We start from the raw sequence: 12441 nt of genomic DNA, 5'->3' as shown, positions 1-12441 counted from the left end.
GTATAAAAGCGAAGCGCCCGGTAACACTGGTTACTGAGGTGATAACCATATGAATGAACAAGACAAAATCAAATCAAACCATGATGAATCTCTCAAAAACAAGCAGGGAGATTCAGGCGTTAAGCCTTCTTCATGGACCAGACTGTTATCCAAACGGTGGGTATTCCCGGCAGTCTACACGGCGGCAGCGGCAATTATACTAACCTTGGTGTGGGTCTATCAGGATGCCGGCCAGAAGCCGCTGAATCCGGACACCGCCGCGGTTGTATCACAGGAAGGTGCAGCCGGTAACAAAACCGGAGCCCTGACCGGTGATCCGGAAGCCCTGGAAGTCGTAGCTTCAGCTGAGAGTCTGGTGTGGCCGGTAGCAAGCCCAAGTGAAGTCGAAGTGGTGAAACCGTACTACGATGAGAATGGCACGGAAGAGAATCATATTGCGGCGATGGTGCAGTACAATAATACTTTTGTCACCAATACCGGAATTGATATTGCCCGTGAGGATAACAAGACGTTCGATGTGAAGGCGGCGCTCAGCGGTGAAGTCACAAGAGTGGAAGATGTAGCGGTACTCGGCAAGGTAATCGAGGTTACCTCACCAGGCGATCTGAAGACGGTCTATCAAAGCCTTGGCGAAACCAAAGTGAAGCAGGGCGATGAAGTGAAGCAGGGTGATATGCTGGGGGCAGCGGGACGCAATGAGATGGAGAAGGATCTGGGCAACCATGTGCACTTTGAGGTGCATGAGGACGGCAAGATTGTGAATCCTTCGGATCTGCTTCCGCAGCGTTAAGCCGAAATTTCTGCAGGGGGCGAAAGCCTCCTGTTTTTTTATTTTCTACCCGAAATGGACAGTCAGGCAGGTTCTATTTACACAATAGGGCTGTTAAATACCCCTGATTAGGTTGTCCGAGAAATTAAATGAGCCTTCCGGAGCTTGTCATGTCCTGAAAGCGCGAATATATAGGCCCGCCCCTCATATAATGTACCAAACTATTCACAGTTGGGAGGCGGGAGCGTGCACGATTACATCAAGGAACGTACCATTAAAATCGGACGCTGCATCGTGGAAACCAGGCACACGGTCCGGACCATTGCCAAGGAATTTGGCGTTTCAAAAAGCACGGTGCATAAAGATTTAACCGAACGGCTGCCGGAAATTAACCCGGATCTGGCTGATCAGGTGAAGCACATTCTCGAATATCACAAGTCCATCCGTCATCTTCGGGGGGGAGAAGCCACAAAAATTAAATATAAGAAAACAACAGGTAAGAAGCGTGAGGTTGCCGTAGCCTCCAAGCCATAAGATTTTCGGATTTTCGAGTCATAATTCAGCTTTATTCCATTGTGCACACCCCCTAAAGTATGGTATTTTTAAATTTGGTACTATCTAACTAATCTCAATTTAAAATAACACTTTGGGGGCTCTTTCATTATGCTTAGCAAGGATATCGGAATCGATCTCGGCACAGCCAATGTGCTGATTCATGTCAAGGGAAGGGGAGTCGTTCTGGATGAACCTTCCGTGGTCACACTTGAAAGTGATACGAAGAGAGTCCTTGCGGTTGGTGAACAGGCGCGCCGGATGGTTGGGCGCACACCCGGAAATATAATTACGATCCGTCCGCTCCGGGACGGGGTAATCGCTGATTTTGCCATTACGGAAATGATGCTCAAGCACTTTATTGACAGCGTCGGCGGCCGGACCTGGTATTCACGGCCCCGTATTTTGATTTGTGCTCCCACCAATATTACTTCAGTAGAACAGAAGTCCATCCGTGAGGCTGCGGAGCGCAGCGGGGCCAAAGAAGTATTTATGGAAGCAGAGCCCAAAGCTGCGGCTATCGGCGCAGGGATGGATATTTATCAGCCTAGCGGAAATATGGTCGTCGATATTGGCGGCGGAACGACGGATGTAGCCGTATTGTCCATGGGCGACGTCGTTACCGCCTCCTCCATCAAAATTGCAGGGGACAAGTTCGACGATGCCATTTTAAGATATATTAAACAGAAATATAAACTCCTGATCGGTGAACGTACGGCGGAGGATATCAAAGTGACCATCGGTTCGGTACGTCCGGGCGGGATGCAGGCAGAGATGGATATCCGCGGGCGTGATATGGTAAGCGGACTCCCGCAGACACTGACCATTTCATCCGGCGAGGTGAAGGAGGCACTATGGGACCCGGTCTCTTCCATCGTGGCTGCGGCCAAGTCGGTGCTGGAGCGGACACCTCCCGAGCTGTCAGCAGACATTATAGACCGCGGAGTCGTATTGACCGGCGGCGGCGCCCTGCTTAACGGACTGGACGAGCTGCTCTCCGAGCAACTGCATGTTCCCGTCTGGGTCGCTGAGGACCCGATGCACTGCGTAGTCAAAGGCACGGGAATTATGCTGGATCATTTGGACAAGGTAGTTAAGAAAAAGTTCTAGCCTGCCGATAATAAGGGAGAACAGCAGATTCAGATTTACAGAAGGGACTGACCTCATGCTTAGAGGACTATATACGGCCGCAGCAGGAATGGTAACACAGCAGCGCAGACATGATACAGCGACGCAGAACATTGCCAATTTGAATACAACGGGGTACAAGCAGGTTGACAGCGTCAGCCATGCCTTTCCCGAGGTGCTGATCTCCGCGATGAGCGGGGGCGTTCCGAAGCCTGTCGGACGGATCAATACGGGAGTATTTGCCGAGCAGTCGGTGTCTCAATACCTGCAGGGCGACCTCATCGAGAGCGGCAAAAGCACAGACTTCGCGCTGTCTACCGACTTACAGGTAGAGGACCCGGATAATCCGGGCACCAATCTTGTGTTTGACGGCTCCGGTAAATATATCAGTCCTGACGGCGAGGTGACTTACCGGCCCCAGGCGTTCTTTACAGTTCAGGATAATGAAGGCAATAATTTATATACACGTAACGGAAGCTTTACCGTCTCTCCTACAAGGGAAGTGCTCAGTTCCGGGGGATTCAAGGTTCTGGATAGTAATGGTAATCCGCTGAGATTGACAGGACCTCAGGATAACCTTAAAGTGGACGGGCAGGGCAACGTGATTAACAACAATACAGGACTGCCATCAGGCACCCGGATTGGAATCAGCGTTATTACGAGACCGCAGGAGCTGGTGCGTGACGGGAACGGGGTTTTCCATGCCGATGATGCCGAGGCCGCAGACATCCGCTTCTCCGGAGGAGCCGATAACCTGCAGGTGCGCCAGGGCTATCTGGAGAACTCTAACGTAGATGCCACTCAGGTTACGGTGGATATGAACGCGGCTTACCGTGCTTATGAAGCGAATCAGAAGGTAATCCAGTTCTATGACAGCAGCCTGCAGAAGGCTGTGAATGAAGTCGGCAGAGTATAGGCTGGACTTAGGCAATATTAATGAAGTATGGATACGGTAAGCCAGTTTCTTCTTATCAAGCTTGTGGGAGGTTAGACCTGTGAACAACTCGACAATCGGTGCCGCTGTCTCTATGTCCAGTCTGCAGCAGCGGCTCGATATTATAGCGGACAACATTGCCAATATGAACACAAACGGCTATAAGAGCAAGGAAGGCTCTTTCGAGGATGTGCTCACCCGTGTGCAGCAGCAATCCAAGGATTATGACCAGCCTGGACGCAGTATGCCGCTTGGCTTCAACATCGGCTTCGGCGTGCGTGTGCCTACAGTTACAAGCAATTGGGAGGAAGGCACCCTCCAGGAGACAGGGAAACCTACGGATCTGGCGCTTCAGGGCAATGGGTTGTTCGGCGTTCAGGTGAATGGAGCAACGGCATATACCCGTCAGGGGAATTTCCATTTCACCCCGGATACGGCCAATAAGAACAGAATGATTCTGGTAGACAATACCGGGAACCCGGTGCTGAATACCAACGGGAACCCGCTTACCGTAGGAGCCAATGTAAGTGCTGCTATTGATGAGCGCGGCCGGGTATGGACCAAGACGGATGAGAAGCAGCCGCCTGTTCTGGCCGGGTCCCTCATGATTGTTGAGCCGCTCAGTAGGAGTGCCCTGCAAGCTGTGGATGGGAATTTCTATGTACTGGCTGACGGGGTGACCACGCAGCAGGCATTCAAGGGTGCTGCGGAGCCTTCGACAGTAGGCGTGCGTACAGGCTATCTGGAATCCTCTAATGTGGATCTGAGCCGGGAAATGACGGAGATGATGCAGATTCAGCGTACCTATCAGCTTGCTGCCCGGGCGTTGTCCTCCAGTGACCAGATGCTGGGCCTGGCTAATAACATGCGCGCGTGAGGTGAAGGAATGAGTCGTGAGAAGGTTAAGGAAGCAGCAGAAGAACAACAGAAGCCGGTGAAGCGGAGAAGAATATCCGTCTGGACCGTTATCCAGTGGTTCCTGATTCCGTTGCTGCTGGTTGCTGCGCTAGGCGGCGGGATGGTCGTGGGTTATGTCATTCTCGGCAAAAAGGAACTCAGCGATGTGCTTCAATGGAGTACCTGGAAACATGTATATGACCTGGTGTTCGCACCCTGAATACAGATATCGGAGACTCCCTTGTTGTGCAGGGGAGTTTTCTTTTTTATACTGAAAAATGTATAATGATGGCGTGCCCTAAGAGCGCCAAAAAGGGCCCTCTCCGCCATGCTGCCGCGTGCGGTGGAGAAAGCCCCTTATCTCAACCTCCACTGCTGCAGGTCGTGAAGGATAATTATAGTTTTTACCGAAGCTGCCCATATTTATGCAGGGCGGTGAAGAAAAAAAAAGTGCTGTAGGCGGAGGTTAATAGACGCGGTTATATCCGAAGGGAGCTTTGCTAATCATGCTGAATATCAATCAAATTCAAGAAATAATCCCCCACCGGCCCCCATTTCTGCTGGTGGATAGAATTACTGAAATAGAAATGGGCAAACGGGCTGTCGGGATCAAAAATGTAACGGTGAATGAGCCGTTCTTCACCGGGCATTTCCCGGGCTATCCGGTCATGCCGGGTGTGCTGATTACAGAAGCATTGGCACAGGTGGGTGCAGTAGCTATTCTAGGCCTGGAAGCCAACCGGGGCAAAATCGGTTTTCTGGCCGGGCTGGACGGCTTCCGGTTCCGCGGACAGGTCGTACCCGGCGATACCCTTGTGCTTGAGGTAGAGATTACCCGGCTCAAAGGCAGCATCGGTAAGGGACAAGCCACCGCGAAGGTGGACGGCAAGATCGTAGCCTCCGGAGAGATTATGTTCGCACTCAGCTAGTTCCTGTTATAAACTTATACATTATAGATGGAGAAGGAGAGATTTGCATGACTGAATTAAGCCCGAAGGCCTCAGAGACCCTAACACGTTGGCTTCAGGACCCTTCTGTCGACGAGACCACCAAAGAAGAGCTGAAGGCTCTTACTAATGATCCTAAGGAACTGGAAGAGCGATTCTATAGAGACCTTGAGTTCGGTACAGGCGGCTTGCGCGGGGTCATCGGCGCAGGCAGCAACCGGATGAACCGGTATACAGTAGGCAGAGCGACCCAAGGCTTCGCTGATTATATTCTGGAACAACATACGGGAGAAAACAGACCTTCGGTGGTGATTGCCCATGATTCCCGGCGCTTTTCCCCGGAATTCACACTGGAAGCTGCGCTTGTACTGGCTGGCAACGGAATTGAGACCCATCTGTTCCCTTCCTTGCGTTCCACCCCGCAGCTCTCCTTTGCCGTGCGCCATCTGCAGGCCTCAGGCGGCATAGTCATCACTGCCAGTCACAATCCGCCCGAATATAACGGGTACAAGGTATATAACGCCCAGGGCGGACAGCTGGTGCCTCATGAAGCAGAGCAGGTAATTGCTAATATTCTGGAAGTGGACACCTTTACCGGGGTGAATCGCATGTCCCGGGAGGCTGCTGAGAGCGCTGGCCTGCTGCACTGGCTCGGGGCGGATGCCGACGAAGCCTTCACCGATACGGTGGCTGCGGTAAGCGTCAGCCGGGAAGAGATCGCCGCTTCGCTGGGCCGTGACTTCTCCATTGTCTATACGCCGCTGCACGGGACAGGTAATCTGCCGGTGCGCCGTGTACTGGAGAAGATCGGGTTCACCCAGGTGCATGTAGTTCCTGAACAGGAACAGCCGGATTCCGAATTCTCTACAGTCAAATCGCCGAATCCGGAAGAGCGGGAAGCCTTCACCTTGGCGATGAAGCTGGGCGAAGAATTGAATGCGGACCTGCTGATCGGCACAGACCCTGATGCTGACCGGATGGGCGCTGTCGTTCGTGACAATGAAGGCAAGTTCGTCGTGTTGTCCGGGAATCAGTCAGGCGCACTCATGATTCATTACTACCTGAGCCGTCTGCAGGAACAGGGCAAGCTGCCAAGCAACGGCGCTGTGGTCAAAACCATTGTAACCAGCGAGATGGGCGCTGCCGTAGCCAGCCATTATGGCGCTACCGTGTTCAACACCCTGACCGGATTCAAATACATCGGCGAGAAGATGAACCAGTTCGAGCAGTCCGGCGAATACACGTATCTTTTCGGATATGAAGAGAGCTACGGCTATCTGGCGGGCAACTATGCCCGTGATAAGGATGCTGTGCTTGCTGCGATGCTGATCGCCGAAGCGGGCGCGTATTACAAAGCCCAGGGCAAGACCCTGTATGATGTGCTTCAGGAGCTGTACGGACAGTTTGGCTACTTCCTGGAGAGCCTCGAATCCCGCACGCTGAAAGGCAAGGATGGAGTGGCGCAGATTCAAGGGATTATGAATGACTGGCGGAACAGCCCGCCGCATGAAATTGCCGGGGCTTCCGTGACACAGGTGCTTGACTATTCCCTTGGTCTTGATGGCCTGCCTAAAGAGAATGTGCTGAAATATCTGCTGTCTGACGGCTCCTGGTTCTGCCTGCGTCCTTCCGGCACCGAGCCGAAGATCAAAGTGTATTTTGCCGTTGTGGGTGAATCACTGGATCATGCCAAGCACAAAGTCGCTGAATTGACGAATCAGGTTATGGCACGGGTAGACGGGAAATAATACAGAATACAGAATATATAACTTACGTGCGGAAACGGAGAATGCTCCAGAGTGGGGGACATCCGTTTCCGCTTCAATTTGACCGCAAGGGAAGAAGAGCGGTATCTGTCTTGTACGGCAATCAGCTTTAAAGTGAAAGAGGAGGTACTTTTGGTGCAACAGAAATGGCAACGCTGGAATATAGCTTCACGCAAGTGGTTATGGGTCATTGTGGTAGTGGGTCTGCTCGGCGCGCTTCCGGTTGTATATGACCGTCTTCAGACCGAGAAATCTGCCAAAACGGTTGAGTTTGTCTTTGATTACCGCGATCTGGTTGAGGTGGCGAGCTACCGGGAGAAGCCGCAGGATTATATCTCCGAGCAGCTTGACCGGCTGAAGGCTGCCGGTGTTCAGAGCATGGCCATTTACGAGAATACACTGGAGGATTACCGCAAGGCGCGCCGGTTAATGATCTGGGGAGCGTCTGATATCGCCAGTCTTACCGATACTGTGATTCCGGAGAATGAGAACTATACATATGTCCTCTTTACCAGTGCGAAGAACAGTGGAGCGCTCTCTCCGGTCATCCGGGAGGCCTTCGGCAGACTGGATATCACCACGGAAGAATGGAACTACCGCGGACAGCAAGGGCTGATCATCAAGACCCCGCTTGAGAATGCAACGCTCAAGCCGCTGCAGCCGGACCCGATTACGCTGGAGATGCTGCACGCCAAAGGCTTCAGCATTGTGCCCCGGCTGGTAGACTCTCTGGCATACAATCAGGATGCCGTAAAGCGTCTGATGGACCGTTATGCCGAGCTTGGCGTCAAGCGGATTCTTTTTGAAGGGGAGTCGGTCAAAGGCTTCTCGGATGATGCGGATATGGCCAGTATTACGGCGTTTGCCGATCTTCTGAAGGAACACGGGATGGGAATCGCAGCCATCGAGAATATTAAAGTCCAGCAAAAGGGCTTCTCGAAGCTTGCCTATCTGCTGGACTACAATGTGACGCGGCTCTATTCCCTCAGTGAGGCGGATTCCAACCTGAAGACAGAAGTGATTGCGGACCGGTTCTCGCTCGCTACGAAGGACCGCAATATCCGCATGATTTATCTCAATACCATTCCCTCAAGAGATACCAAGAAGGCTGCCATTACAGATACTCTGGATAATCTGATTGAAAGCCTCAGCGGACCTGAAGGCGCGGTTGCCAAAATCGAGTCTAACGGGTTCACCATTGGACAAGCCACCGCATTTGATGTGGCGGATTCCTCTTTCCAGCGTTATTTTAAGCTGATTGCCGTGTTCGGAGCGGTTGCCATGGTTGCCCTCCTGATCTCCTACTTCATTCCTTGGCTTACCCTGCCTGCCTGGGTGCTGGGGATGATTGGAAGCGCAGGGCTGATGCTGCTGAAGCCGGCGTTATTTGAACAGGCGCTTGCGCTTGCGGTCGCCATTAGTGCGCCTACAGTGGCTATGATTCTCGCTATCCGCAAGATTAATGAGATGGGGCCTCCATTGCGCGCCAATGCATTAACCTTTGCCGTAATGAGTCCGCGCCGCCGGTTGACGCATAGTCTGGTTCTGTATGTGAAGACAGCGCTGATCTCCCTTAGTGCAGTTCCATTTGTTATTGCACTGCTGAATAATATCACCTATGCTCTGGTGCTTGATCAGTTCCGTGGTGTAAGCCTGCTTCATTTAGCGCCGATCGGACTTATTGCGCTGTATGTGCTTTTATACCGTGGAGAGTTTGCATTCAACAAGACAGGCAAGCTGCTGCGGACACCGATTACGCTGTTTATGGTGATTGCCGCCGGTATTCTGGGCATCGTGGGAATGTATTATTTGAGCCGGACCGGCAATAGCGGAAGTGTAAGCGCACCGGAGAAGCTCCTGCGAACCTTCCTGGAGAATACGGTCGGTGTAAGACCGCGCAACAAGGAATTCCTGCTGGCACATCCGCTCTTTATCCTTGGCGCGTTCGTGGCCTATAAATACCGGAGTGGAGCCTTCCTGTTGATTATTGCAGTGATTGGCCAGTTGTCCATGGTGGATACCTTTGCGCATATTCATTCACCGATTCTGATCTCGCTGGTCCGCGGGCTGCTGGGTCTTGGACTTGGTCTGATCATTGGTATTATCGCTATTGGAGTATGGCAGATTGCGGAAGGGTGCTGGAAACGATGGTCGCCGCTGCTCAAAAAATTATAATCTCCGGCTTTTACGGCTTCCACAATAGTGGAGACGAGGCCGTCCTGCAGTCAATTCTTAACGCTCTGCGCAAGCAGTCTCAAGCCGCCGGACTGTCTCTGGAGCCGGTCGTGTTATCCATAGATCCGGAGTGGACGACCGCTACTTATGGCGTTGAATCGGTGCACCGCATGAAGCTGGGCGAAGTACGGAAGGCCATATCAGAGAGTGCCGGACTGATCAGCGGCGGAGGCAGCCTGCTTCAGGATGTAACAAGCAGCAAGACCATTCCGTACTACCTGGGAATCATTAAGCTGGCTCAGTGGATGGGCAAGCCGGTCTTCATATATGCCCAGGGGATCGGGCCGGTGAACCGTAAGCTGTTTCATCCGCTGATCAAATCGGTGTTCCGCAAATGTGCTTATGTATCCGTGCGGGATGAGCAGTCCCGCCTGCTGCTTCAGTCCATAGGACTCGATAAGGACAAGATAGACGTTGTTCCTGACCCGGTTATGGGTCTGGCTTTGCCGGAGGATCTGCATAGAGAGTCTGCAGGAGCGGGGTCCGGCATTGGAGATACGCCCCCGTCCGTTCTGAAGGATGCTCTATCTACCGTAGGTGTGTCTGTACGGTTCTGGGAGCAGTCCCGGCAAGAGCTGGATGCCTTGGCAGAGGGTCTGGTGAAGGCTTCCGCGGAGCTTCCGCTCCATGTACGTTTTCTGCCCTTCCATCACACTGCAGATAATGAAGCTTCCCGTTATGTAATGCAGAAGGTGGGACAAGGCATAGAGAAGAACGGCGGAACCGTGAGTATCTGCGAAGATGCGCTGCATCCGCTGCAGATGCTGCGGGAGGTAGGGCAGTGCCAGGCGCTGATTGGTATGCGGCTGCACAGTCTTATCTATGCTGCGGGAAGGCGTACCCCGCTGATGGGCGTCTCTTATGATCCGAAGATTGATCATTTTCTTGAACGGATTGCCTGCCTGCCGGTCGGTACTACAGCTGCACTGGATGCAGATAAGGTGGCTGCCGGGCTCCTGGAGCTGCTGGAGTCAGGAGAGAGCTGGAAGCAGGAGCGTGAACCGCTGATTGCTTCGCTGGTTGAAGCGGCCGAGGCTCCGGCCCGGCAAATTGTCCAATATTTCGGCCATAAAGGATGAGTGACAAGTGAAAGCAGATAGCGCATTACCTACAGTGCCTATTTTTGGCATACGAGTATCCAAGGCAGATATGAAGACGACCGTTTCGTATTTGGCGGATGCGGTTCACCGGCGTGAGCCTCATCAGGTGATTACTGCCAACCCCATTATGGTCATGGCAGCGCTGGAGAATCCGTCTTATATGGAAATCATGAAATCAGCAGAGCTTGTGGTTCCTGACGGGACTGGAGTCGTATGGGCGGCGAATTATTGTCATGAGCCGGTAGCTGAGCGTGTAGCGGGTTTTGATCTTTTACATGAATTATTGCAGCAAGGCGAAAGCTATAACTGGAGAGTATATTTGCTCGGGTCAACCCCGGAGGTGATTCGCGAGACGGCTTCCCGGTTACAAACAAGATATCCCGGTATTGTTATCGCAGGATACCATGACGGGTACTTTGGGCCGGATGAGGATGAACAGATCGTAAGCGGAATCCTCGAGGCGAGTCCTGATTTGCTCTTTGTTGCCAGAGGCGCAGACAGTCAGGAGCCATGGATCGCCAAATACAAGTCCCGGCTGCAGATTCCGGTGATGATGGGAGTCGGCGGCAGCTTTGATGTGATCTCCGGCAAGAGCCGCCGTGCCCCGGTTGCGTTCCAGAAGTTGAGGGCCGAATGGTTATACAGGCTGCTCAAGGAACCCACGCGGTACAAAAGAATGCTTGCGCTGCCGAAATTCGCAGTAAAAGTGGTGCGAGAGAAAGATAAAGTGACAAAAGCCCAGTAAAATGGGGATATTTACTGAGAAAATCCGTGTAACCGCCTAAAAACAGTATTGGAATTTGTTTTTGGTTCAGCGTATAATTCAATGCGGTAGAGAAATGGGGGTCGACTGAACAAATGTTAATCATATACATCGCTGGATTCATTGTGTGCATGGGGCTTGCACTGCTTTTGACGCCGCTCGTGAAGAAATTCGCTATTAAGATCGGTGCGACAGATGTGCCTAATGCCCGGAAAGTGCATACGAAGATCATGCCCCGCCTTGGCGGACTCGGCATATTTCTGGCGTTTGTGTTAGGCCTGCTTGCCGTATTACCGATTATTCCTTATGACTTCACTCCCCGGGAGGCTAACTTCATTAAGGCGCTGCTCTGCGGCGGCGGAATGATTGTGCTGATTGGCGGTCTTGATGACCGGTTCGAGCTGTCAGCCAAAGTGAAGCTGCTGGGCCAAATTGCCGCTGCCTGTATCGTAGTATTCGGGTTTGGCATCACGGTGGACTTCGTAAATATTCCTTTTCATAATAGCTATTCCTCACTGGAGAGCTGGATTGCTATCCCTCTGACGATCTTCTGGATTGTCGGCGTCACGAACGCCGTGAACCTGATCGACGGACTGGACGGGCTGGCAGCGGGCGTATCAGGTATCGCAATTGCCACCATTGCCGTAATGGCCTTTCTGATGGGCAATACCATGGTTGCACTGCTCTGCCTGCTGCTTCTGGGCAGTATTCTGGGCTTCCTGTTCTTCAACTTCCATCCCGCCAAAATCTTCATGGGTGATACGGGCTCGCTGTTCCTGGGCTTCTGCCTGGCGCTGCTCGCACTACTCGGATTCAAACAGATTGCGGTGGTATCGTTCATCACACCTCTCCTGATTATAGGGGTTCCGTTATCGGATACGTTCTTTGCCATCGTACGGCGCAAGCTGCAGAAGAAACCAATCTTCGCTCCGGACAAAGGTCATCTCCATCATTGTCTGCGTGAACTGGGCTTCAGCCACCGCCAGACCGTCCTCATCATCTATGGGATTGCCGCCTTCTTCGGAATCCTGGCTGTCATCCAGACCTCTGCTTCACTGTACGAGGCCAACTGGGTCACCTTCGTCGTCATCTGCGTCATGCTCTTCTTCCTGCAGATTGGCGCCGAGATCACCGGCGTGATCAGCAAGACCAAACGGCCTATTATTGATTTGTTTTTGAGAATGCGGATGAAGGTGGATCAGGAACGGGGCACTAAGTGATACATTCACTTGGTGTTAGATTGTATCCAATTTGATTAGATTGAGTTGAAGCGTATCCTGTCACAGGATACGCTTTTTTAGTGCGTTCACATGAAACGGAATCTCAAGGGAGCTATCCAATTGTGTCAAC

General features: G+C 52.4%; 12 protein-coding genes. All 12 read left to right on the top strand.

Translation table 11 applies throughout. The features are described 5' to 3' along the window. Positions 1–49: 49 nt before the first annotated feature. Positions 50–790 (top strand): M23 family metallopeptidase, encoded by a 741-nt coding sequence (locus KDC22_RS30675; RefSeq protein ID WP_211721369.1) that lies wholly within the window; start codon positions 50–52, stop codon positions 788–790. Positions 791–1015: 225 nt separating this feature from the next. After that, entirely contained in the window at positions 1016–1303 is a 288-nt protein-coding gene (gene spoIIID / locus KDC22_RS30670; RefSeq protein ID WP_019915029.1) for a sporulation transcriptional regulator SpoIIID, read from the top strand. Between the two features lie 129 nt (positions 1304–1432). Further along, on the top strand, positions 1433–2431 hold the full coding sequence (gene mreB, locus KDC22_RS30665; RefSeq protein WP_173136113.1) for a rod shape-determining protein: 999 nt from the start codon (positions 1433–1435) through the stop codon (positions 2429–2431). 55 nt (positions 2432–2486) lie between these two features. Next, a complete protein-coding gene (locus KDC22_RS30660; RefSeq protein WP_173136115.1) occupies positions 2487–3365 on the top strand; it encodes a flagellar hook-basal body protein in 879 nt (292 codons plus the stop codon). Positions 3366–3444: 79 nt separating this feature from the next. Next, a complete protein-coding gene (locus tag KDC22_RS30655) occupies positions 3445–4260 on the top strand; it encodes a flagellar hook-basal body protein (RefSeq protein WP_211721368.1) in 816 nt (271 codons plus the stop codon). 9 nt (positions 4261–4269) lie between these two features. Further along, on the top strand, positions 4270–4500 hold the full coding sequence (locus tag KDC22_RS30650; protein ID WP_173136119.1) for a DNA-directed RNA polymerase subunit beta: 231 nt from the start codon (positions 4270–4272) through the stop codon (positions 4498–4500). Between the two features lie 286 nt (positions 4501–4786). After that, entirely contained in the window at positions 4787–5209 is a 423-nt protein-coding gene (fabZ, locus tag KDC22_RS30645; RefSeq protein ID WP_173136121.1) for a 3-hydroxyacyl-ACP dehydratase FabZ, read from the top strand. 47 nt (positions 5210–5256) lie between these two features. Continuing rightward, positions 5257–6975: a phospho-sugar mutase gene (locus tag KDC22_RS30640; RefSeq protein WP_211721367.1), complete on the top strand. Its 1719-nt coding sequence runs from the start codon at positions 5257–5259 to the stop codon at positions 6973–6975. A gap of 153 nt (positions 6976–7128) precedes the next feature. Next, positions 7129–9168 carry a DUF5693 family protein gene (locus KDC22_RS30635; protein ID WP_211721366.1) on the top strand — a complete coding sequence of 680 codons (2040 nt, stop codon included), beginning with the start codon at positions 7129–7131 and terminating at the stop codon, positions 9166–9168. Continuing rightward, positions 9141–10307, top strand: coding sequence for a polysaccharide pyruvyl transferase CsaB (gene csaB, locus KDC22_RS30630; protein ID WP_211724255.1), 1167 nt, complete (start codon positions 9141–9143; stop codon positions 10305–10307). The genes KDC22_RS30635 and csaB overlap by 28 nt, the downstream gene beginning before the upstream one ends. Before the next feature lie 7 nt (positions 10308–10314). Then, complete coding sequence (locus KDC22_RS30625) at positions 10315–11073, top strand: WecB/TagA/CpsF family glycosyltransferase (RefSeq protein ID WP_246553119.1); 759 nt, start codon at positions 10315–10317, stop codon at positions 11071–11073. A 113-nt stretch (positions 11074–11186) separates the two neighbouring features. Then, positions 11187–12311: a glycosyltransferase family 4 protein gene (locus tag KDC22_RS30620; RefSeq protein WP_173136127.1), complete on the top strand. Its 1125-nt coding sequence runs from the start codon at positions 11187–11189 to the stop codon at positions 12309–12311. Positions 12312–12441: the final 130 nt, after the last annotated feature.

The organism is Paenibacillus tritici (genome assembly GCF_018207515.1).
Classification (GTDB): domain Bacteria; phylum Bacillota; class Bacilli; order Paenibacillales; family Paenibacillaceae; genus Paenibacillus_AQ; species Paenibacillus_AQ tritici.
The sequence above is the reverse complement of the archived record's forward strand: the minus strand, read 5'-3'. Positions and strand labels throughout refer to the sequence as shown.